The organism is Isoptericola sp. MSGPD8_1_ISO-PGPR-S23-394 (genome assembly GCF_058072785.1).
In genome coordinates this window covers 799445-821797 of record NZ_CM176517.1, presented here as the reverse complement: position 1 = coordinate 821797, position 22353 = coordinate 799445, and the positions used below count along the sequence as shown (strand labels likewise).

The 22353-nt window shown below is 74.3% G+C and carries 17 protein-coding genes, 1 tRNA gene and 1 pseudogene; 9 read left to right on the top strand and 10 right to left on the bottom strand.

Translation table 11 applies throughout. The annotated features are described in order from the left end of the window. Window positions 1-2: 2 nt before the first annotated feature. A pseudogene (locus AC3RJ8_RS03690) lies at window positions 3-200 on the bottom strand (WCX domain-containing protein); the annotation flags it as partial. Then, complete coding sequence (locus AC3RJ8_RS03685; protein WP_489714593.1) at window positions 110-979, bottom strand: helix-turn-helix transcriptional regulator; 870 nt, start codon at window positions 977-979, stop codon at window positions 110-112. The gene AC3RJ8_RS03685 and the pseudogene AC3RJ8_RS03690, both read right to left, overlap by 91 nt. A 42-nt stretch (window positions 980-1021) precedes the next feature. On the opposite strand from AC3RJ8_RS03685, the gene AC3RJ8_RS03680 reads away from it, so the two are divergent. Next, window positions 1022-2164, top strand: a complete 1143-nt coding sequence (locus tag AC3RJ8_RS03680) for an epoxide hydrolase family protein (RefSeq protein ID WP_489714592.1) — start codon at window positions 1022-1024, stop codon at window positions 2162-2164. Between the two features lie 37 nt (window positions 2165-2201). Here AC3RJ8_RS03680 and rsmI read toward each other — a convergent pair whose 3' ends face one another. Continuing rightward, on the bottom strand, window positions 2202-3074 hold the full coding sequence (gene rsmI, locus AC3RJ8_RS03675; RefSeq protein ID WP_489714591.1) for a 16S rRNA (cytidine(1402)-2'-O)-methyltransferase: 873 nt from the start codon (window positions 3072-3074) through the stop codon (window positions 2202-2204). Window positions 3075-3122: 48 nt separating this feature from the next. Here rsmI and AC3RJ8_RS03670 point away from each other — a divergent pair, with 48 nt between their 5' ends. Beyond that, on the top strand, window positions 3123-5072 hold the full coding sequence (locus AC3RJ8_RS03670; RefSeq protein WP_489714590.1) for a dolichyl-phosphate-mannose--protein mannosyltransferase: 1950 nt from the start codon (window positions 3123-3125) through the stop codon (window positions 5070-5072). A 128-nt stretch (window positions 5073-5200) separates the two neighbouring features. Here AC3RJ8_RS03670 and AC3RJ8_RS03665 read toward each other — a convergent pair whose 3' ends face one another. The 3 genes from AC3RJ8_RS03665 to AC3RJ8_RS03655 form a co-directional block, all read right to left on the bottom strand. Beyond that, entirely contained in the window at window positions 5201-6682 is a 1482-nt protein-coding gene (locus tag AC3RJ8_RS03665) for a beta-N-acetylhexosaminidase (RefSeq protein WP_489714589.1), read from the bottom strand. 12 nt (window positions 6683-6694) lie between these two features. After that, a complete protein-coding gene (locus AC3RJ8_RS03660) occupies window positions 6695-8389 on the bottom strand; it encodes a hypothetical protein (protein WP_489714588.1) in 1695 nt (564 codons plus the stop codon). A gap of 305 nt (window positions 8390-8694) precedes the next feature. After that, window positions 8695-9756 (bottom strand): sensor domain-containing diguanylate cyclase, encoded by a 1062-nt coding sequence (locus AC3RJ8_RS03655; RefSeq protein ID WP_489714587.1) that lies wholly within the window; start codon window positions 9754-9756, stop codon window positions 8695-8697. A gap of 252 nt (window positions 9757-10008) precedes the next feature. Here AC3RJ8_RS03655 and AC3RJ8_RS03650 point away from each other — a divergent pair, with 252 nt between their 5' ends. The 3 genes from AC3RJ8_RS03650 to AC3RJ8_RS03640 all read left to right on the top strand — a co-directional run bounded on the left by AC3RJ8_RS03650 (window position 10009) and on the right by AC3RJ8_RS03640 (window position 15015). Continuing rightward, window positions 10009-11610, top strand: coding sequence for a leucine-rich repeat domain-containing protein (locus AC3RJ8_RS03650; protein WP_489714586.1), 1602 nt, complete (start codon window positions 10009-10011; stop codon window positions 11608-11610). A 94-nt stretch (window positions 11611-11704) separates the two neighbouring features. Beyond that, the gene (locus AC3RJ8_RS03645) at window positions 11705-12283 is read left to right on the top strand and encodes a hypothetical protein (protein WP_489714585.1); all 579 of its coding nucleotides are present in this window, start codon (window positions 11705-11707) and stop codon (window positions 12281-12283) included. A gap of 137 nt (window positions 12284-12420) precedes the next feature. After that, a complete protein-coding gene (locus tag AC3RJ8_RS03640) occupies window positions 12421-15015 on the top strand; it encodes a LuxR C-terminal-related transcriptional regulator (protein WP_489714584.1) in 2595 nt (864 codons plus the stop codon). A 248-nt stretch (window positions 15016-15263) separates the two neighbouring features. On the opposite strand, the gene AC3RJ8_RS03635 is transcribed toward AC3RJ8_RS03640, so the two are convergent. The 3 genes from AC3RJ8_RS03635 to AC3RJ8_RS03625 all read right to left on the bottom strand — a co-directional run bounded on the left by AC3RJ8_RS03635 (window position 15264) and on the right by AC3RJ8_RS03625 (window position 17274). Next, window positions 15264-15336 (bottom strand) — tRNA-Ala (locus AC3RJ8_RS03635). A gap of 108 nt (window positions 15337-15444) precedes the next feature. After that, entirely contained in the window at window positions 15445-16569 is a 1125-nt protein-coding gene (locus AC3RJ8_RS03630; RefSeq protein WP_489714583.1) for a hypothetical protein, read from the bottom strand. A 69-nt stretch (window positions 16570-16638) separates the two neighbouring features. Continuing rightward, window positions 16639-17274: a GNAT family N-acetyltransferase gene (locus AC3RJ8_RS03625; protein WP_489714582.1), complete on the bottom strand. Its 636-nt coding sequence runs from the start codon at window positions 17272-17274 to the stop codon at window positions 16639-16641. 66 nt (window positions 17275-17340) lie between these two features. Here AC3RJ8_RS03625 and AC3RJ8_RS03620 point away from each other — a divergent pair, with 66 nt between their 5' ends. Beyond that, complete coding sequence (locus tag AC3RJ8_RS03620; protein WP_489714581.1) at window positions 17341-17997, top strand: 5-formyltetrahydrofolate cyclo-ligase; 657 nt, start codon at window positions 17341-17343, stop codon at window positions 17995-17997. A gap of 7 nt (window positions 17998-18004) precedes the next feature. On the opposite strand, the gene AC3RJ8_RS03615 is transcribed toward AC3RJ8_RS03620, so the two are convergent. Further along, window positions 18005-20569, bottom strand: coding sequence for a penicillin acylase family protein (locus AC3RJ8_RS03615; protein ID WP_489715567.1), 2565 nt, complete (start codon window positions 20567-20569; stop codon window positions 18005-18007). Between the two features lie 183 nt (window positions 20570-20752). On the opposite strand from AC3RJ8_RS03615, the gene AC3RJ8_RS03610 reads away from it, so the two are divergent. The 3 genes from AC3RJ8_RS03610 to mscL all read left to right on the top strand — a co-directional run bounded on the left by AC3RJ8_RS03610 (window position 20753) and on the right by mscL (window position 22349). Next, window positions 20753-21106, top strand: a complete 354-nt coding sequence (locus AC3RJ8_RS03610; RefSeq protein ID WP_489714580.1) for an FmdB family zinc ribbon protein — start codon at window positions 20753-20755, stop codon at window positions 21104-21106. Window positions 21107-21200: 94 nt separating this feature from the next. Continuing rightward, complete coding sequence (locus AC3RJ8_RS03605; protein ID WP_489714579.1) at window positions 21201-21851, top strand: SAF domain-containing protein; 651 nt, start codon at window positions 21201-21203, stop codon at window positions 21849-21851. Window positions 21852-21953: 102 nt separating this feature from the next. After that, the gene (gene mscL, locus AC3RJ8_RS03600; RefSeq protein WP_489714578.1) at window positions 21954-22349 is read left to right on the top strand and encodes a large conductance mechanosensitive channel protein MscL; all 396 of its coding nucleotides are present in this window, start codon (window positions 21954-21956) and stop codon (window positions 22347-22349) included. The last annotated feature ends 4 nt before the right edge of the window (window positions 22350-22353 follow it).

Below are 22353 nucleotides of genomic sequence, written 5' to 3'. Positions count from 1 at the left end.
CCTCACGTCGCGGGAACGCCCGCGGCGCGGCGGAACCTTGCCGCCAGCCGGTCGAACGCCACCGCGAGCTCGTCACCCTCGAGCACCTCGACGTCGGCGTCGAGCTGGGTCAACCACAGTGCGAGCCGGTCCGGGTCGTCGGACCCCAGCTCGACGCGGCACGAGGACGCGTCAGCCGCCTCGATGTCGAGCGGGACGACGAGCCTCGCGGCGACCTCGGCGGCGGGAGCATGCACCAGCACCCGGGCGCGGTATCTCCAGGCTCCCTTGCTGACACGTCGCACGACGAACTCGACGACCTTGTCCTCCGGGATCGCCCGCGGAACCGCGCGCCCGTGGGTGCGTGCGGAACCATGCGGTCCACGCGGAAGACCCGCCAGTCGTCACGGTGGAGGTCCCACGCGAGCAGGTACCAGTACGGCCCCCACGTCACGAGTCGCTGCGGCTCGGTGTGCCGCGCCGCCTCGCTGCCCCCGGGCTTCGTGTACCCGAACCGGAGCCGTTCGTGGCCACGGATCGCGGCGGCGACGGCGCCGAGCACCGCGAGGTCGAGCGGCGGACCGGCCCCGGCGACCGCGCTCGTCGCCTCACGGACCGCCTCGACGCGCCGCCGCAGGCGTGCGGGCAGCACCTGCTCGAGCTTCGCGAGCGCGGTGAGGGACGTCTCCTCCACGCCGATCCGACGGGTGGCGACCGCACCGAGCCCGACCGCGACGGCGACGGCCTCGTCGTCGTCGAGCAGCAGCGGGGGCATCGCCGTCCCGGCGGCCAACCGGTACCCGCCCGCGACGCCGGGGCTCGAGTCCACCGGGTAACCGAGCGACCGCAGCTTGCCGACGTCGGAACGCACGGTCCGTGCACTCACGCCGAGCCGGTCGGCCAGCTCGGGTCCCTTCCAGTCGCGCTTGAGCTGGAGCAACGACAACAGCTCGAGCAGGCGGGCCGACGTCTCCAGCATGTTCCCGATCATCTCAGCCATCGCGGAAGAAAACCTGCCGCATCGGCTGCGAACGTCGTCGTCATGACCGAGAACACAGCACTCACCCCCTTCCGCATCGACATCCCGCAGGCCGACGTCGACGACCTGCGTCACCGGCTCGCGCAGACCCGCTGGCCGCACCCCGTCCCGGGCCGGTCCGACCGCACGGACTTCAGCCGAGGCATCCCGCTGGCGTACCTGCGCGAGCTCGCCGAGTACTGGCGCGACGGTTTCGACTGGCGCGCCCAGGAGGCGGCGCTCAACGAGCTCGAGCAGCTCACCACCGTCGTCGACGGCCAGGCGTTCCACGTGGTCCACGTGCGTTCGGCGAACCCGGACGCGATCCCGCTCGTCCTCCACCACGGCTGGCCGGGCTCCTTCGTCGAGTACCAGCGCCTCGTGCCGTTGCTGACCGACGACTTCCACGTCGTCGTCCCCTCGCTGCCCGGCTTCGGGTTCTCCACGCCGCTGTCCGGGACCGGCTGGGAGCTGGCACGGACCACGGAGGCCTTCGCCGAGATCCTGACGCGCCTGGGGTACGAGCGCTTCGCGGCCCACGGCACCGACATCGGCTCGGGGATCGTCGGCCGGCTCGCGGCCCTCCACCCGGAACGGGTCATCGGCACGCACGTCGCGACGGAACGCCGGCTGCTCGGGATGGTGGGCGACAAGTTCCCGGTGCCCGACGGTCTCACCGACGACGAGACGGCCGAGATCGACGCGATCCGTGCCGAGGGCGCGGCCGAGCGCGGGTACTACGAGATGCAGAACCACCGTCCCGACACGATCGGGCCGGCCCTCACCGACTCGCCGGTCGGCCAGCTCGCGTGGATCGCGGAGAAGTTCAACGGCTGGACCGGCGGCGCGTCCCGGACGCCGGACGAGTCGGTCGACCGCGACCAGCTCCTGACCAACATCAGCCTGTACTGGTTCACCCGTGCCGGCGCGTCGAGCGCGCAGTTCTACTACGAGGGCGAGCACTCGGGGCTCGAGTGGGCCATGGCCGCCGACGTGCCGGCCGGATGGGCGGTGTTCGACACCCATCCGCTCGTGCGCCGCGTGATGGACCCGTGGGGCGCGGCCAGCCGCTGGAGCGAGTTCCGCGAGGGCGGCCACTTCCCCGCGATGGAGGAGCCGAAGCTGCTCGCGGACGACCTCCGCACGTTCTTCCGCAGCCTCTCCTGACCGCGCGCCGGCGTCGTCGGTGCCCCGTTCCGGCGCCCTACCTCGACGGGCGGGCGGCGAGGGCGCCGGCGTAGAGGTCCCGCTTGGGGACGCCGGCCGCCGTCGCGACCTCGGCCACCACGGCCTTGAGGCGTTCACCGGACTCCACGCGCTCGAGGACCTCGGGCACCAGGTCCTCGAGCCGTGGCGGCCCCGCGGCCGGGGCGCCGCCGACGACCACGCAGATCTCGCCGCGCAGCCCCCGGCCGTCGGCGGCCCGCTCGCCCGCGAGCGCCGCGAGCTCACCGAGGGTGCCGCGCAGCACCTCCTCGTACGTCTTCGTCAGCTCACGGCAGACGGCCGCCGGGCGGTGCTCGCCGAACGCCGTCGCCATCGCGGCCAGTGTCTCGACGATGCGGTGCGGCGCCTCGAAGAAGACCATGGTGCGCGGCTCGGCCGCGAGCGCGTCGAGGAACCGGCCCCGGTCCCCCGCCTTGCGCGGCACGAACCCGTCGAAGGTGAACCGGTCGGTGGGCAGCCCGGACAGCGCGAGCGCGGTGGGTACCGCGGAGGCTCCCGGCGCCGCCGTCACGGGCAGGCCGCGCTCGACGGCCCGCTCGACCAGCCGGAAGCCTGGGTCGGAGACAGCCGGCATCCCGGCGTCGGTGACGACGACGACGGTCCCGCCGCCGTCGACGACGTCCAGCAGGTCGTCGGCGCGGTCGCGCTCGTTGTGCTCGTGGTACGACACGACGCGGCCACCGACCTGGATCCCGAGCCGCCCGGCCAGGCCGTGCAGGCGACGGGTGTCCTCGGCGGCGACGACGTCGGCCTCCTGCAGCAGGCGGAGCAGTCGCGGCGAGGCGTCCTCGACGTTGCCGATGGGGGTGGCGGCCAGCACGACGGACCCGGCCTCGGCGTCACGACTCATGTGGCCCACTGTCCCACGGCGCCGTCATGACCCTCTAAAGTGGCCGAGGTGAGCGCCCCCGATGCCGACGCCCCGACCACCGGTGAGAACTCCGCTGCCGACGCCGCATCGGAGAACCGCCAGCAGTACCCCTCGCGACGCGACATCCACGGGCACCGCCGCACGGACACCCGCGGCATCCCCCTCGTGACCGGCGCGATCCGTGCCGTGACCGGGGCGATCCCGAGCGTGCGGTCGAACGGCACGGCCGACGCCCCGTCGGACGCGGCACCGGGACCGGGACCGGCACCGGCACCGGGACCGGCACCGGCATCCGACCACGGCCGTGTCCCGCCGTCGGACGCGGACCCGGCACCAGGCACGGACGTCGGGACACCGCGGCCCGGTGACGGGCCGGAGGAGCCCGCCCTGACCGAGCAGTCGCTCCTGGTCCGGCTGCTGGGCGAACGACGCCTCGCTCTCGGCGCGACGTGGCGGGCCCGCGCGCTGGGGTGGCTCGGCGCCGTCCTCGTCACGCTCGTCGCGGCCGCCACCCGGCTGTGGGAGCTCGGCAAGCCCGGGACCCTCGTCTTCGACGAGACGTACTACGTCAAGGACGCCTACACCCTGGGCCGCGAGGGCGCCGAGAGGCAGTGGCCCGACGACCCCAACCCGGCGTTCGAGGCGGGCGACGTCGACACCTACCTCGACCAGGCCGCCTACGTGGTCCATCCCCCGGTGGGCAAGTGGATGATCTGGCTCGGCATGGAGGCGGGCGGCGGGGCGACCGACCCGTTCGCCTGGCGGCTGGCGAGCGCCGTCGTCGGCATCCTCGCGGTGCTGCTGCTGGCCCGCATCGCGCGGCGGCTGTTCTCGAGCACCGTGATGGGCCTCGCGGCGGGCTTCCTCCTGGCGATCGACGGTCAGGCGATCGTCCACTCGCGGACCGCGCTGCTGGACCAGTTCCTCATGTTCTGGGTGCTGGTGGCGTTCGGGTGCCTGCTGCTGGACCGGGAGCAGACCCGACGACGGCTGGCCGCCCGCGTGGGAGCGATCTCCCCGGCGGGCGGTCCCGTCACCGGGTGGTCCCCGGCCTGGCTGGGCGTGCGGTGGTGGCGACTCGCCGCGGGGGTCTCGCTCGGGCTCGCGTGCGGGGTCAAGTGGTCCGGGCTGTGGTTCGTCGCCGTGTTCGGGCTGCTCACGGTGCTGTGGGACATGACCGCGCGACACCGGGCGGGCCTCCCCGGGGGCGCCGCCAGGTCGCTGCTCCTCGACGCCCCGTACGCCTTCGTCCAGATCGTGCCGGTCGCGCTGGTCACCTACGTGGCGTCGTGGTGGCGGTGGATCGCCAGCGCCGGTTCGTCCGTCCCCGCGTACAACCGCACGTGGGCGCAGGACGACCCCGACCAGGCGTCGTGGGTCCCGGACTGGCTGGAGAGCCTCTGGCACTACCACCAGCAGGTGTACGGCTTCCACCGGGATCTCGACTCCGAGCACGCCTACGCGGCCCACCCGCTGGGCTGGATCGTGCAGTGGCGGCCCACGTCGTTCTTCTGGGAGCGCTCGGCCGCCGGGGAGAGCGGCTGTCCCGCGGACGCCGACGGCGCGTGCGCGGTCGCGGTGACCGCGCTCGGCAACCCGCTGCTGTGGTTCCTCGCGGCGATCGCGATCGTGGTGACGATCGTGCTCGGTGCGTGGTGGCGGGACTGGCGGGCGATCGCCGTGCTGTCCGGCACGGTCGCCGGCTGGCTGCCCTGGTTCCTGTACACCGACCGGACGATCTTCGCGTTCTACTCGATCGTGTTCACGCCGTGGGTGATCCTCACGCTGCTGTACCCGATGGTGGTAGCGCTGGAACGCAGCGCACGAGGTCGCGGGCGCGGCGGCACGGTCGGGGTGGTCGTGGGCGTCCTGCTGGCCGTCACGGCCGTGTCGGTGGCGTTCTACCCGTTCTGGTCGGCGATGCAGGTGCCGTACGACTACTGGCGCGAGATCATCCGCTTCCAGAACTGGATCTGAGCGGGCGAGTCGCCGGGGCGAGGAGAACCGCGCACGACCGCGTTCACGCGCCCCAGGGGGCGCTCCACTTCGGGACCGACGGTCGTGCGCGGTTCTCCTCGCCCCGGCTGCGGCCGGATCGCTTCAGCTCACCAGGCGACCTGCGGGGTCTGGTGGAACGCCCAGCCCGCGGACCGCCACGCCGGTGCGGCGGCGGCGGTGCGGGCGGCGAACCCGTCGAAGTCCTTGTGCTCCGGCGCGGACCAGGCCACCTCGGCGACGGCGCCGAGGCGCGGCAGCAGCATCGAGAACAGCTCGTCGCGCGTGGTGAGGGTCTCGGTCCAGACGGCGGCGGACACCCCTTCGACGGCCGAGGGCGGCAGGCCGTCGATGACGGCGCTCGGCTCCCACGCGTAGGCGTCACGCAGCTCGACGTGACCCGCCCACTCCAGGCCCAGCGGGTGCTCGGGGGTGTACTTCATGTCGAGGTAGGCGTGGTTCCCCGGCGACATGACGAACCGCGCCCCGCTCTCGGCCGCGGCGACGAACCGGTCGAACTCCTCGCCCTTCGGCTCCCAGTACTGCAGCAGCGTCCCGGCCTCGACCGGCCCGCGGGCACCCTCCTGCCAGAAGATCGGCGTCTTGCCGTGCTCGCGGACGATCCGCTGCGCCAGGTCGACGAACCGCGCGAACTCGGCGTGGTCCATCGTCAGGACCTCGTCGCCGCCGACGTGCACCCACTCGCCGTGCGTCATGCGGGCGAGGTCGCCGATCACGTCCCGCAGGAACGGTTCGGTCGCCGGGTTGTCGAACCACAGCCGGGAGAACCCGACCTCGATGCCGTCGTAGGCGTCGGTCGCGAGACCGTCGGCGGTGAGCGCGCCGTAGACGTGCGTGGCGGCGTTGACGTGGCCCGGCATGTCGAACTCGGGCACGATCGTGACGAACCGGGCCGCGGCGTACTCCTGGAGGGCCGCGTAGTCGGCCGAGGTGAGGTGACCGGCAGGCCCGCCACCGACCTGGTTGTCCGAGGCCTTCTCCAGCTCGGGCCGCGACGGGATCTCGATCCGCCAGCCCTGGTCGTCCGTCAGGTGCAGGTGCAGCACGCGCAGCTTGAACGCCCCCACCAGGTCGACCACCGCCCGGATGTCGTCCGGCCCGAACCAGTGGCGCACCACGTCGAAGCTGAGCCCGCGCCAGGCGTAGCGCGGGGCGTCGTGCACGACGCCGAGGGGCGCGCTCGCGCCGTCGGTCACGAGCTGCCGCAGCGTCCGGGCCGCGTGCAGCAGCCCGACCGGTGCGGCCGCGGTCGCCTCGACACCCGCCTCCGTCACCCGCAGCGTGTAGCGCTCCGGGCTGTCCGAGGCGGCGGGGCCGGCGGCCGGGTCGAGACGCAGGGTGAACGGCACGGCGTCGGCAGCACCGGCGGCGGGCTCGGCCGTGTCGGCGCCGGCACCGGCACCGGCACCGACGACGGGCACGCCGGCGGCGGCGAGCTGTTCGGCGACGACGGCGGTGAGGTCGGCGGGGGCGTCGATCCGCACGGCGGGCAGCGGGAGCCGCGCGGCGCCACGCTCGGAGGCGTCGGTGGCCTCGATGACCTCGGTGGGCCACGGGATGAGGGGCAGCATGGGTTCTCCTGGTCAGGGCCCGGCGACGAGCAGCGGCGCCGGGTCTGTCGGGACGAGGTCGGCCGCCGGGCCCGGGAGGTAGGTCGGTCCCGCCCAGCCGGCGTGCACCCCGTCGGGGACGTCGTCGATCACACGGCCCCACACCCACTCCGTGGTGGTCGGTCCGCCGGTGCGGTCCGCGGCGAGGACGATCTCGACCGCGTCCGTGGCGGCGGCCACGTCGGCGAGGTGCTCACGGTCGACGACGGACTCGGGACGCGTCTGGTGCACGACCACCGTCGTCGGGGGCAGACCGTGATTAGTAACCACCCCTTCAATATAGGCGATCACGGCCTCCACCTCCTCCACCGCCACCTGTCCGGGCGGCAGCCCCTCGCCCCGGCGCTGCTCCGGGTGCAGCGCGACCCCCACGCCCGGTCGCTCCAGGAGCTCGGCGAGCGGTTCGACGCCCTCGATCAGCGTCGACTCCCCCGCCCCGACGTCCAGCAGCACGTACTGGTCCGCCGCGAGCGCCGCGTCGACCAGGGGCTCCAGCTCGGCGAGCGGCTCCACGGCGCTGCCCTCGACGACGACCGTCGGCACGACCGGCCCGCCCTCCAGGTCGGCATACGCCTCCGCCGTCGCCGCGGCCCGGGCCACGACGTCGGAGGGCTCGTCGTAGCGGCTCCCCGCGGTGGTGACGTAGCGGGCCGGGAGCAGGTGCTGGGTACCCGTCGGCAGCAGCTCGCCCCGTTCGGCCGCCGCCACGCGCCACGCGAACTCGGTCGCGTCCCCGAACGTGGGGCCCACCCCGACGACGGCGAGCGCCTGGGCCATGTCGATCTGCTCGATGGACTCCGGCGAGGCGCCGATGTCCCCGTCCGGCACCTCGTGGTCGACCGCACCGGCCGCACGCAGCGTCGCGATCGCGGCCTCCTGGCCGGGCTGCGGGTCGGTCAGCGCGAGAACCTCGCGCAGGCCGGCCTGCGCGGCCTCACCGCTGCCCGCCGTCGCTCCGCTCGCGAGGGCCGCGGCCACCTCGTCCTGCAGCCGCGACGCCTCGGTGGCGCTCAGCGCCCCGGGTTCCTCGGAGCGGTCCGGCAGGGCGCCTGCGCGCAGGTGCACGACGGCGGCACCCGCGGTCGTCGCCGCCCGCTCCGCGTCGCTCGACCCGGCCGCCGTGCCGCCGTCGGACGGCGCCCCGCTCTCGGCGCCCCCCGGGCTCCCCGACGCCTCGGCCCCCGCAGATCCTGGAGCCGCCGCCGGACTCACCACCACCGCCACCTGCACACCCAGCCGCTCGAGCTCGTCAGTGACGCCGTGGGACGAGACGGCGCCGCCGACCACGAGGGCGGGCGCGCCGAGCAGCTCGGCGGCCGCGGCCTGCGCTCCTCGCACCGCCGCGCCGTCGGACGCGAGGTCGGAGGCGGGGTCAGATGCCGGAGCGTCGGACGTGCCGTCGTCAGGTGCACCGTCGGGCCCGTCCGCGACCGGGTACCCGGCGGCCACGACCGCCACCGGCGAGCGTTCGAAGACCTGCTGACTCGTCGTCAGCGCGAGCTCGGCCGGGTCCGTCGCCGGCAGCAGCAGGGTGTGGCTCGTCGGGGCAGCGACGACCGTGTCGCCGGCCGGGCCGGCGGGCTCGGGCGGTGGGTCGTCAGCAGCGCAGCCGGCGACGAGCACCGCCAGGCAGATGGTCAGGACGAATCGGGCGTTCCGTACACGCACGTACCCCATCCTCGCGCATTCTGGGCACCAGGTCGATGCCGCGTCCCCCTGCTCAGCCCTTCGGCTCCCACGGGTTCTCGATCACGGCGCCCCACGGCGCGAAGTCCTTCTCGTGGCGCGTCGCGACGACCAGCCGATGGACCACGGCCGCTCGATCCCGCTGCGCAGCTCCAGGAGCGTGATCACCGACAGGAACGAGTCTCTGGGCTGACGCCGTCCGCCCAGAGGTTGAACTCCTGCACACGGCGCCGGGGCAGCTTGCGCAGCTCGGAAAGGACGTTCGTGTCGGCCGTCGTCGAGCGGGGTCAGCCGACCTGGCGCAACGGGAGGGCAGCTGCGTCCGGGTGCCGCTGCGCAGGCGCCGCGGGCTGCGGAGCCGGTGGCGTCGGATCGCGCGGTACCTCAGGACCGGCCGGCCGCTCGGTCTGGCCCGCGCCCCGCGTCAGCCGGGACTCGGCCTCGCGCACCAGCTCCTCGGACGAAGCCGAACCCGCCACCGACCACACCACCGAGGAGCGCAGCGCCGGCCACACGAGGCCGTCGACGGCGCCGGAGGGCTCGGCGAGGTTCGCCAGCACGTGCCGCCGCAGGTGGTCGGCCGACGCCGCGGCCTGGATGTCGTCCATCGGCGGAAGGGTCGCGAGCACCGCGAAGCGGTCACCGTCCACCCGACCGGCCTCGCACCCGCGCGGCAGCCCGCCGGAGATCCGTGCGGCCAGCTCGACGAGCACCGTGTCCCCCACCGTGAAGCCGTGGCGGGCGTTGAGCGTCGCCATGCCGCGCACGTCCAGCAGCACGAGCACGACCCGTGTGCCGGTGCCCCGCACGAGCTCGCACCGCCGGGCCAACGAGTGCCAGGTCGCCGCCCGCGTGGGCAGTCGCGTCTGCGGGTCGTGCGTGGACCGGTCCGCGAGCGCCGCCACGAGCGAGCGCATCAGGTCCGCGGTGCTGGCGCTCTCCCAGCGGTCGCCGGCGACGAGCACGTCGTCGTAACGGTGGTCGTCGGCGCGCTCCATGGCCCGGGTGGCGACGGCGGACACGGCGTCGTGCGGGTGCACCACCATCGGGTTCCAGTCGGTGACGGCGGCCGTGGGCCTGCGCTCGAGCACCGCGCGCCCGTAGCCGAGCCGCCCGGTCAGCGAGGCCGTGAGGCCGGACCGCATGATGACACCGGTGCGCGTCCCGCCGTCCTCGACGACGACGACGCACGTCACCTCCGGGTTGCGGAACATCACCTCGAGCTGGCCGACGGGCATCGTCGACCCGACGACGTCGACGGGTCGCGCCAGGTCGGTGACGATCCCGGCGAGCCGGGCACCGCCGCGGACCTGACGATGCCGGGCCACCTCGGAGATCTCGTCATGCACGCGGCCAAGGATGACGCGACCGCCTCGCGCACTTCCAGACATATCGGGCAGCGTGCGCAGTGTTCGGCCATTGTTCACGGTCGTTCATGCTGAGGTCACGGAGGAGGGTGTGCGCGTGCGGCTGCGTCCGACCCGTCCGGTCGGCACCGGCACCGGCACCGGCACCGACACGTAGTCAACAAGTGACCATTGCTGCGTCTCACGGGCCGCTCCTACCGTCTTGGGGTCCGACAGTCCCTGGAGAAAGCCGCCATGCAGATTTCTCGATGCCCCGACGTCCGACCGGCCCGCTGGGTCCTCGGTGCGGCCGCGCTCGTCCTGCTCGTCCCTGCCCTGGCCACCCCTGCTGCGGCCGCCGACACCGTCGATGTCGACGGGGTGGGCTACGAGCTCCGGTCCCCCGCGAGCCCGAGCCTCGGCGCTGCGGCGACGTCCTACGACCCGGTCGGCAACGACGAGCACCCCGCCGTCACCCTGCCCCCGTCGGTGACGATCGACGGTCGGAGCGTCCCGGTCCGCGCGGTCGGTGCGGGCGCGTTCCAGGACGAGGGGCTCGAGGCGGTCGCGCTGCCCGACGGGCTGACCACTATCGGCAACCGTGCCTTCGAGGGCAACCGGCTCACCGAGCTCGTGCTGCCCCCGTCGGTCACGGGGATCAACGGCGTCCGCGCGTTCGGCGGGAACGCCCTGGCCTCGATCGACCTGCCCGGGTCGATGACGCACCTGGGCAACAGCGTGTTCAGCGAGAACGAGCTGACCTCGATCGACCTGCCGGCCGGGCTGGAGTACCTGGGCCACGGCGTGTTCAGCGACAACGCCCTCGCACAGGTCGACCTACCCCCCGCGCTCGCGACCATGGGCCAGGACGTCTTCCAGGACAACCCCACCCTCGGGACGATCCGGTTCCTCGGGCCGGCACCCGAGATCATCGGCGGGCCGGAGAACTCGCCCGTCGCGCGGGACGTCGCCACGACGCCGCGCGTCGAGCACCTCTGGCGGCACGGTGAGACGAGCGGCCTCCCGCAGGCCTTCACCTGGCCGACCTGGTACGGGCTGGCGACCGAACCGTTGATCGAGGTCGACTTCGTCGCCGGCGCCGCCACCGGCGCGCACCTGCCGGAGAGCCGGCTCGTCCCCCTCTACCTCGGCACCCCGCAGGACGACGCGCCCTGGGGCACCATCGCCCCGGACGACGCCCCGCCGACGCCGACCGCCCCCGGACTGCTCTTCGCCGGCTGGACGACCGTCGGCGACGACCCTTCACCGTGGACCTATGGCCAGCCGCTGCGCGCCGACACGACCCTGTCGGCGCTGTGGCGGGACGACTCCCCGCGCGTCGCGGCCATCGAGGTGACGGCGTCGGCCGCCCGGGTGGACGTCGGCGGGACGGTCACGCTGGCCGCCGAGGGCTTCGACGCCGCCGGGACCTCGCTCGGCGACGTCACCGACGACACGCTGTTCGCCTCGGACGTCGCCACCGACGTCGTCGCGGGCGACCAGGTCACCTTCCCCACCGCCAGCTCCCACACGATCACGGGCACGCACGAGGCCAGCGAGGCGCGAGGCAGCGTGGTCGTCGAGGTCGACGAGGTCGACGGAACGGACACCGCCGACGCTCCGGCGGGGTTCGTCGACGACGGCGGGGTGTCCAGAGGCGGGACGGAAGGGGGCGACGACGACGGCGCGAGGCCCGCGACGACGCCGGTTCCGACCGACACCGTCGCGGCGTCGTCCGCGCTGCCCGCCACCGGCGCCTCGCCAGCTGTGGCCGTCGTGGTCGCCGTCGGGACGATGCTGCTCGGCATGGCGCTCGTCCTGACCGCCCGTCGAGCCGCAGCCGGGCGCAAAGCATGACCGTCCATCACGCGGTCACCGCCGCCGTCTCCTGTCCGTGACGGCATCCATGATCACCCGAGAGGTAGCACCCACGATGAGAACCCTCTGCCGCATGCCGGCCCGCGCGTTCGCCGCTGCCGCCCTGACCACCCTGCTCGTCGGCGGCTGCGCCGCAGGTGACGACACCATCCCCGACGACGACGTCGTCGAGGAGTCGGCAGCAGGCACGGAGACCGACGCAGCGGCCGGCCCCGACGGTGCCCCGGAGACGGAGCCGGAGGCGACCGCATCGGACGAGCGTTCCGGGCCGGAGGAGCCCGACGACGACGGGTCGAGCGCCGGCACGGTGACCGTCGGCGGCATCGAGTACTCGCTCGACGAGGTCCGCAGCTGCGATCCGCTGCAGGACGCGGGGATCGACCGCGAGCTCGAGCTGCAAGGGCTGGGCACGCACGAGGGAGAGCGCGTCCAGGTCGACGTCTCCGTGCAGACGATCGGCGGTGCGCCGTTCGACGACGTCTCGTGGGCCGGGCCCGAGGGAGTCTTCGGCAGCCCGGAGTCGGCCGAGGTCGTGCACGAGGACGGCACGATCATCGGTGCGGCCACCCTGGTCGACGGGCTGACGCAGACCGAGACGGTCGACGTCGAGTTCGTGATGGACGTCCCCGCCGAGACCGTCGCCTGCCGGTGAGCGCCGACATCGGTCAGGTGCCGGCGGGGGCGGACCCGGGCGGGTGAAGTCCTCGACACCCGTCCGGTCCGGCGGGTCGTCGGGGCCGGGGCGCCATAGTTTGGAGGCCTCAGCCCCGCACCGGAGGACGATCACGCTTGCCCGGCCCTGCCCTGACGTCGAACGCCCACGACGAGATCGTCGCCCTGACCCGCACTGGTCGGGCGGTGCTGATCACCGGCCCGCCCGGCATCGGCAAGAGCCACCTGCTGCGCGCCGTGGCAGCGGACCACGAGGGCCGAGGCGGCAGCGCACCGGTCCTCAGCGCCTGCGGCCTCGGCCGGGAGATCCCCCTCGGCGTCTTCGCGGGCCTGCCGGGCATCGACCCCGCGGAGCAGACGCCGGCCGGCCTCGTCGACGTCCTGACCCGGCGCCGCTCGACCACCCTGCTCCTGGTCGACGACGTCGAGCACCTCGACGACGCCTCCCTGTTCGTCGTGGGCCAGCTGCTGCGCAGGGCTCGCCTCCGCGCCGTGCTCACCGCCCGTGACCTCGCCGCCCTCCCCGAGACCGTCGGGAGCCTGTACGACGCCGGCGACATCGACGCGGTGCGACTCGAAGGGCTCGACACCGCCCGGTCGGCGCAGTTCCTCACGGACGAGCTGTCGGGTCCCGTCACCCCGGCGACCCTGCCCCGCCTGGTCGCCGCGACGGGCGGCAACCCGCTGCACCTGCGCGAGGTCGTGCGCGGCTCTCTCGACGAGGGCCGCCTCGTGCCGACGCCGCACGGGTGGGAGCTGGTGGGCGACCCTGTGCCGACGACCCGCCTGGCACAGGCCCTGCGCCGCCGGTTCGACCGGCTCGACGAGGCCGCCCGCGAGGCCGCGGCCGTCGTCGCGATCGCCGGCGAGTGCCCACCGGCGGCCCTGGACGACGCACTGCGGCGCGCCCTCGTCCGGGCGGGCGTCGTCGACGTCACCACGGACGGACGGCTGCAGCTCGCGGGCCCCCTCGACGGTGAGGCGCTGCGTGCCGCGATGCCTGCCGCGCTGTGGCGAGATCTCACTGCCGAGGCCGTCCGTGCCCTGCGCGACGGCGACGCGGCCTCCGCCGGGCCGGGACCCGGCGGGCCGTCCCGCCGTCGGGCCGCACTTCTGGCGCTCGACCTCGGTGAGCCGTTCGATGTCGCCGCGACCCTCGACCTCGCGCGGCTGGCCCTGGCCGCCCACGACGACCGCCTGGCGTTCAGAGCTGCCAACGCCGCGCTCGGCCAGGCGCCCGACGCGGTCGAGGCGCACCGGATCGCGGGCCTGGCCGCTTCCGGGCTCGGGGACACCGAGCAGGGCGACCGGTATCTGGACGCGGCCCAGGACAGGGCGACGACGCCCGCCGAGCAGGTGGCGGTCGCCCTCGCCCGGGCACACCACCACGGGCTGCACCACCGGGACGCCACGGGAGCGCAGACGGTCCTGGAGGAGACCCTGGCCCGGCTGCCGGACGGCGACGACGCCGCTCACCTGCGCCGCGCCGCCCTGCGGTGGCGTGCGGTCGCCGGCGCCACGGCCACCACGCCCGTCGAGGCACCGAGCGGACCCACCGACGCCGAGACGACCTACGGGATGATCATGGTCGCGATGTCGGGCGTCGTCACCGGACCGCTGGAGATGACCGAGCGGCTCGTGGACCGGCTACGGCGGACGCCTGCGGAGATGCTCGCGCAGGTGCCGGCCGGCTCGCTGCTCGTCGAGCTGGCCGACGCCATGGCCCTGTCCTACACCGGCGACGTGCAGGCCACGCGCCGCCGGGTCCGGGACGCGATCGCCGCGGCCACCGAGCAGACCCCCGAGGCGGTCGGCGCATGGCAGTACGCCCTGGGGCTGACCGAGCTGCTGGCCGCCGACGCCGAGGAGGCCTTCGCGCTGGCCACCGATGCCGTGTCCCGGCTGCAGTGGCGGGACGTCTCGGGTGTGCTGCCGGCCGCCCTGGCGCTCGCGGGAGCCGCGGCACAAGCGACGGGCCGCACTGTCGAGGCGCGCAAGGCGTGGGACGCCCTGCCGGGCGCGGCCTCCGGTGACCCCAAGGTGGTCATGCTGCGTACGTGGGGCGAGGCGTGGCGCTCCGGCGCGGACGGGTACCGCGACCGGGCCGCCGAGCAGCTGGTCGACTCGGCCCGGTGGCTGCTCGCGGCCCAGCACACCTACCTCGCCGGCATGCTCGCTCACTGCGCCGTCCGCATCGACCGGCAGGTGTCGGCCGCGACGTCCGTCCTCGACGACGCCGTGGCGACGGCCGGCGGGGGGCTGCTGCAGCTCCTCGCCCGCCACGGGCGTGCGGCGGCGGACGGGGACCTCGAGGCTCTGTCCACGATCGCCGACGAGGCGAACGAGCTCGGGCTGGTGACCACGGCCACGGACACCTGGCTCGCACTCGCCGACCACCTCGACCGCAGGCGGCGCACGCCGGCCTGCCTGCGCCACCGGGTCCGGGCGGACGCGCTGCGGTCCCAGGTGCCGGGCATGGCCACCTGGCGGGGCGACGCCGACCGGAAGCTGTTGCTCAGCGCCCGCGAGCTGCAGGTGGTGCGGCTCGCCGCCGACCGGTACACGGCCAAGGAGATCGCCGCGGTCACCGGGACGTCACCGAACACGGTCACGAACCAGCTCTCGTCCGCGTTCCGCAAGCTCAGCGTCCGCAGCCGTGCGGAGCTGCGGGAGTGCCTCGCCGCCGGGCCCGACCGGACTGACCTGGGATGAGCACGTCATGGACCGGCCGGTGCCCGCGCCCGCGACGCCGGGCAGGTGTGCCGCGGTTCAGCGATCTTGATGATTCCCTGAGGTGTTCCCGACGGGGCCCTGACGGTGCGTCACTAGCGTGAGGAACAGACGCCCTGCCGGGCTCATCCCCCAAAGCGGGTCCGGCGGGGCGTCAACCATCTCCCCTCCCGTCGCCGCCGTCGGGGGACGACGAAGGCCCGGAACCATCGGTTCCGGGCCTTCTGCGGTGGAGCTAGGGGGATTCGAACCCCCGACCTTCTCATTGCGAACGAGACGCGCTACCAACTGCGCCATAGCCCCATGCACTGCCCCGTGGAGCGGTAGCAAGATTAGCACCCTGCCACCGTCCCCGACCAAATCGGCCCGCCGGCCGGGACGTGACATGAGCCACCCGGCCGGGCGGGTGAGTCAGCCCGCGGCCCGGCGTCGCGCGAGGATCTGCTCGAGCGGCAGCCCGAGCGTCTCGGTGCGCGGGCGGGGATCCTCGATGGTCGACGAGGCATCCTGCCCGTCACGTGCCGGGTGCACCGGCGCAGCAGGAGCGGACGCGGCCGAGGACGCGGCGGCCGGACCGCTCTCGCGTGCCGGGCCCGGCGTCTCCACGTCCCGGGTCCGGTGGGTCGGCACGGTCGTGGCCTGCTCCCGTCGCGGCGCGGCGGGCTTGGTCACGTAGGTGGGCAGGGGCACGGGAACCGGCTCCCAGGGCTCGCCCGTGGGGCGCGACGCGACCGGAGCCTCTCGGACGGGCTCCTGGTCGTCGTCGCCCGCCCGGTCTCCGGAGCCGGCGACGGAGGTGGCCGGCTCGCGCGGTGCGGTCGCACGCCCGGCGGGCTCGGGTTCCGCCGCGGGCGCCGCCTGCTGCACGCGCGGGATCATCCGTGTGCTGGTGTCCGACGGGTGCACGGCGCGCCCCGTGATCCGCGCCCGGTTGCGCGGTGCGTACGGTCCGCCGTGCGCCAGCGTGCGCTGCTGGGTCGCCCACTGCTGCTCGGCCCGTCGCTCCGCACGCCACCGCGCGTCCGAGCGCCGCGCCGCGAGCACCGCGAACCGGCCCAGGAGCAGCACGCCCGCCAGCATCGCCGAGGGGATCACCGCACCCCACCAGACCAGGTACCCCAGCCCGACGGCTGCCCACGCCCCGCCCGTGCCCAGCGCCAGGAGCAACGTCACCAGAAGACGGCGGCGCGCACGCGCGGCACGCCGTTCCAGCACGGCGAGCCGCTGGGTGCGCACGTGCGGCGTGGCGTCCGACGGCGGCCCGGCCGCCCGTGCGGCAGCGAGCGGGACGCCGCCGGTCGCCGTCGAGACGCTGTCGCGGTCCTGTCGCATCGCACGCTCCTTCCGTCGCCCACCGGTTCCCGGTCCATCTGTGCCTGCGTCCGCCACCGCGAGGACCCGCAGACCGCCGGAGAACCGGTCGTCGAGCTGCGCGTCGGCGAGCTGCTGACGGTGACGCACCCGCTGCGGGACCCAGAAGCCCAGCCACAGCACGAACAGCGCGAGGGCTGCGAGTCCTGCCGGCGACGTCTCCACACGACGACGGTAGGCGAGGCAGGGCGAGCCGTGCCGGACCGACGGGCGGCGTGTCCGCGACCTGGACGCTCAGGCGCTGCCGCGCACCTGCTGCCACCGGGCCAGCAGCCCGCCCGGCACCTCCTCGGTCGTCAGTGCGAAGGTGCGGTGGTCCCGCCAGTCGCCCTGGATGTGCAGGTACCGCTCCCGCAGCCCCTCGTCACGGAAGCCGAGCTTGGTCACGACCCGCAGGCTCGCGGCGTTCTCGGGCCGGATGTTGATCTCGATCCGGTGCAGCCCCAGCACGAAGAAGCAGTAGTCCGTCGCCATGGCCACCGCGGTGGGGATGATGCCGCGGCCCGCGTGCTCGCGCGCCACCCAGTAGCCGATGCTGCCCGAGCACAGCGACCCGTACTGGATGGACGACACGGTGAGCTGTCCGACGAGCGCCCCGTCCAGCTCCACCACGAAGGGCAGCCCCGTACCCGCCCGGGCCTGGGCGCTCAGCGCGCGCACGTAGTCGGCGAACGAGGTGGCCTCCGGCCGGTCGCCCGGGGTCGTCGCCTCCCAGCTCTGCAGCCAGGACGCGTTGAGCTGGCGCAGCCGCATCCACTCGCCGCCGTCCCGGCGGCGCAACGGGCGCAGCACCACGGCGCCCGACGGCGTGTCCTCCCGCAGGGTGACGGGCCAGGGCCTGGTCACCGCCCACCTCTTCGCATCGTTCATCCCGGCTTCCCTCGTCCACCCGGCGCGCCGGGTCCCCCGTGACCAGGACCCTGCCACAATGAGGACATGCACGGCGACCTCAAGGCCTCGACAGCGCGCCAGCCGTACCCGGTCGTCGCGGGCATGGAACCCGAAGACGCCAAGGACGAGCTCCGGCGCGCGATCCGGCACCATCGCACGGAACGGTCCCAGCGGCTCCGCGACGAGGCGGCTGCCGCGCTGGCCGAGGTCCTCGCCACCATCCCCGCGGTGCGCGACGCCGCCGTCGTGGTCGCCTACGCGGCGCGGCCCACCGAACCGGGCACGGGACCGCTGCTGGAGATGCTCGCCGGACGCGGCGCACGCGTGCTGCTGCCCGTCCTCGGTGCCGGGCTGGCCCGCGACTGGGCCGACTACACCGGCCCCGACGACCTGCTCGAACGTGCTCCGGGACGCCCACCCGAACCGGGCGGCCCCAACCTGGGCGCCGACGTGATCGCCGAGGCCGACGTCGTCATCGCCCCGGCGCTGGCCGTCGACACCCGCGGCACGCGCCTGGGACAGGGCGGCGGCTGGTACGACCGCGTACTCAAGCAGGTGCGCGCCGGCGTGCCGTCCGTCGCCGTGGTGTTCCCCGAGGAGCTGTACGACGCGACCCAGCGGCCACTGCCCGTCCTGGAGCACGACGTGGCGGTGGACGCCGTCGCGACGCAGGACGGCTGGCTCCCGCTGCCGGCGGTCTAGCAGGCGCTCAGGGCACCAGCGTCGCGGTGGCCTGCGCCGACTCCTCGACGGCCTGCCGGCTGAACGGCCAGGCGAACGTCTCGCCGGCCGCCCACGCCGAGAGCTGGTCCGTGTAGTGCGCGGACCCGGGGTGCCCCGACGTGCCGGTCACGGTCACCCACGTCGACCCGTCCAGGTCGCCGAGGTCGACCACCATCCGCATCGACGGGCCGGTGGTCACCGCGAAGCTGCCCGTAGAGGCGTCCCACGACGTCGCGTTGACGATGGAGCTGCCGCCGGGCATCTCGACGGGCCGCGGGTTGACGTAGTCGCGCACGAGCGCGGGCACGTCGTCGCCACCGACCACGGGGTGCGTGAGGGACAGGGTGTGCAGCGCGCCCCAGCTCCAGTCCTCCGGTTCCTTGGACAGCTCGACCGTGAGGTCGCGACGGGCGGTCACCAGCGCCTGGGTGAGGGCCTCGTCCCGGGTCTCGACGACGTTGACGGTGGAGCGGTCGTCCCAGAACGGGTCCTCGGGCCGCTCCAGCATGTCTCGCACGACGACGAGCCACCGGGAGCCGCCGGTCGGTCGCATGCCCTCGGGGACGTCGTCCCAGAAGGTCGCCTGCAGCAGGTTGCGCCACACGGCGTTGAAGTAGGCCGCGGCCGCCGAGTCCGTGCCCGTCGTGTAGTCCCACCCGGCCAGCAGCTCCTGGCCGGCGGCGTCGTACGGGTCGTCGAGCTCGACGTCCAGCAGCACCGGGACGAGCTCGGCGGCGAACGGAGACCAGCCGTCGTTCTGCAGGGCGTTCATGTCGGTGACGGTGAACGGGCGGCCGGCCGCGACCTGCTCGCCGAGGAGCTCGCGGATGCGCTCCGAACGGAACCCGTGGTCCCAGTCCTGCGTCAGGTACGGCCCGGCCCCCGAGGGCAGCACCGCCTGGTTCGCGGCCACGATGAACCCCTCCTCGGGGTCCAGCGCACGCGGCATGTCCTCCGCGTCGACCCGGCCCTGCCAGTCGTAGCGCGGGTCCCAGCCCGGCCGCGGCCAGGTCCCGTCCGCGGGGACCGGGCCGGCGACGCGCCGGCGGTCCGGCACGCGCCCCGGCGCCTGGTAGCCGATGTGGCCGTCCGTGGTCGCGAACACGATGTTCTGCGCCGGCACGTCGAAGAGCGCGGCCGCGGCCTGGACGTCGTCGGCGTCGCTCGCGGCGTCCATCGCGAAGATCGCGTCCGCCGTGCGTCCCGGTTCGAGGGCGGTCCACGACAACGACACGGCGTACTCGCCGAACGCGGTGCCCGCCTCTGTCGGGGAGCCGACGACGGCGCCGACGTCGACGACGGACGACACCACCGGGCCGTGGCCGGTCGAGCGCACCTCGAGCTCGACAGAGTCGCCGCCCGCGACCCGGATCGTCTCGGAGCGCACCTCCATCGGCTCCCACTCCTCCGCGTCGGCGTCGCGCAGCCAGGTGTCGTCGCGGATCCGCTCGACGAAGAAGTCCGTGACGTCGGCGCCCATGTTGGTCAGGCCCCAGGCGAGGTCCGCGTTGTGACCGATGATCACCCCGGGGAACCCTGCGAGCGAGAACCCGGCCACGTCGAAGGGGCAGTCGTCGCCCACCTGCTCGCAGTGCAGACCCACCTGGGACCACAGGCTGGGCACGTCGAGCGCCAGGTGCGGGTCGTTGGCCAGGATCGGGGAGCCGGACTCTGTGAGGTCTCCGGAGACGACCCACGAGTTGGACCCGGTGCCCTCCCCGGTACCGACGAGGACGGGGACGGCCTCCACGGCGGCGGCGGCGGACGACACGGCGCCGTCCAGCGCCGCGTCGCCCCAGGCGATCTCCGTGGCGGAGCGGGACCGCTGGGAGCCGCCCTCGCCGCCGGCGGTCAGGTCGCTCTCCGCGAGGATCGGTGTGTTGCCACCCTCGGCGAAGCTCGGGAAGAGCTCGTTCACGAGCTCGACGTCCTCGAGCGTGCTGTAGGCGAGCGCCCGGTCCAGCTCGTCGTCGTAGTTGCCGCGCAGGTCCCAGGCCATGGCCTTGAGCCAGGCCAGGGAGTCGACGGGGTCCCAGGGTGCCGGGTCGGGGACGTCAACGGTGGTGCCGAGCACGGTGTACTCGAGGGCGATCTCGTCCGGGCTCCGGTCGGCGAGGTAGGCGTTGACCCCCTGCGCGTACGCCTGCAGGTAGCCGCGCGACTCCGGGGAGATGAGGTTCCACTCCTCCTCGGCGACGTCGCGCCAGCCGAAGGTGCGGATGACCTTGTCGGCGTCGATCGCGGCGGGGACGTCGCCGACGAGCTCGGCGAGCCGGCCGGCCGTCACGTGGCGGCGGTAGTCCATCTCGAAGAACCGCTCCTGGGCGTGCAGGTAGCCCTGGGCGGCGAACAGGTCCTCGGACGTGGAGGCGTAGACCTGGGGCACGCCCTGCTCGTCGCGGTGGACCGTGACCTGACCGGTCAGCCCGGGCACGTTCTGCGTCCCGGACACCTCGGGCAGCGGCTTGCGGACCGTGACGACGGTGAACGTGACGGTCGCGACGAGCGCAAGCGCCACCAGCACCGCGACCCCGACCAGGGCGCGGCGCAACCGGGAGTGCGCAGGAGCGGGATCGGCCTCACGAGCCGGTTCGTCCGGCCGTTCCGGCTCACCGGGCTCGAGGTCGGAGTCGTTCGCTGAGGGCAGGTCGCTCGCTGACACGCAGGCGAGACTACCGTCCGCGTATGATTGGCACTCGCAACTTCTGAGTGCCAGCCCGACGAGGAGAGCCCCGTGCCCACGTACGCCTACCGGTGCGCCGACTGCGGCCACGCCTTCGACATCCACCAGGCGTTCACCGACGACTCGCTGACCGTCTGCCCCGAGTGCTCCGGACAGCTGCGCAAGCAGTACGGGTCGGTGGGCGTGACGTTCAAGGGGAGCGGGTTCTACCGCACCGACTCGCGCAGCGGCTCGAAGAGCTCGAGCGGATCGTCGTCCGGGGACTCCGGCTCCGGCGCCAAGAAGTCGGGCAGCTCCGGTTCCAGCGGCTCGTCGGGCTCGGGTTCCAGCGGTTCGTCGGGCTCCGGCTCCTCCGGCGCGGGGTCCAGCGGATCCGGGAGCTCGTCCAAGGCCGCCTCCGCCTGACCTCGGGCCACCGCAGCCACCCACAGGCCGCCGGCGTCCACACGGACCCGCGCCGCCGCCCCGGCGTGCCGGGCACCGACCTAGCGTGCCGGACATGCAGCCCACCACCAGGACCCGGATCGCCCGCCACGCCCGGACGCTGCTGTGGCGCGGACGGTTCGTCGTCGCCGCCGTCTGCTGCGGTCTCGCCGCCGGGGCGACCGTCGAGGCGCTGCGGCCCGCGCCGCCGCCCACCCGGGAGATCGTCGTCGCGGCCCGCGCGCTGCCCGCCGGCGCGACGCTGACACCCGGAGACCTGGACACGGTCACCGTGGCGGCCGAGCTCGCCCCGCCGGGCGTGCTGACCGACCCCGCCGACGCCGTCGGCCGGTCCCCGGCCGTCGCGCTGGCCCAGGGCCTGCCGCTGCACGCCGACCTCGTCGCCGGCGGCGGCATGGCGGCGCGGGCACCCGAGGGGACCGTCGTCGTCGGCGTGCGCCTCACCGAGGCGTCGTGGCTGCGGCCCGGCGACCGCGTCGACCTGCTGGGCACCGACGAGGACGCCGACTACCTCGCGCGGCGAGCGCTCGTCCTGCCGCCACTGGGGTCCGACGACGCCGCGCCCGGAGCCGCGGGGCTGCTCGGCAGCGCACCACCCGCAGCCCGGGACGCGGCCGTGACCCTCGTGGCCGTCGACCCCGACGACGCCGCTGCCGTCTCGTCCGCCGCGGAGTGGGGCGCCGTGGCCGCCGTGCTCGTGCCCTGAGGGCCACGTTGCTCCCGCGCCCGTCGGCCGCGACAATCGGGGCCGGATGCCGGGACCGTCCCGGCAGGGCGCACCGCGCCCGGGCAGGAGGACTCACCACGCATGCTGGCCGGATTCAAGACCTTCGTCCTGCGGGGCAACGTCATCGACCTCGCCGTCGGGATCGTCATCGGGGCGGCGTTCACGGCCGTCGTCACCGGGCTGATGGACGGGATCATCACCCCGCTGATCGCCGCGATCTTCGGTGAGCCGCACATCACCGGGGTCGGGCACTTCAGGCTCAACGGGGCCGACTTCAGCATCGGCCTGTTCCTCGATGCCGTGCTGAACTTCGTGCTCGTCGCCGCGGCGCTCTACTTCGTCATCGTCATGCCGATGAACAAGCTCAACGAGCGCCGGCAGCGGGTGGACGACGAGGTCGCCGAGGAGCCGGCGGCCGACCTGGCGCTGCTCACCGAGATCCGCGACCTGCTCGCCGCGCAGTCCCGGCAGCCCTGACCCG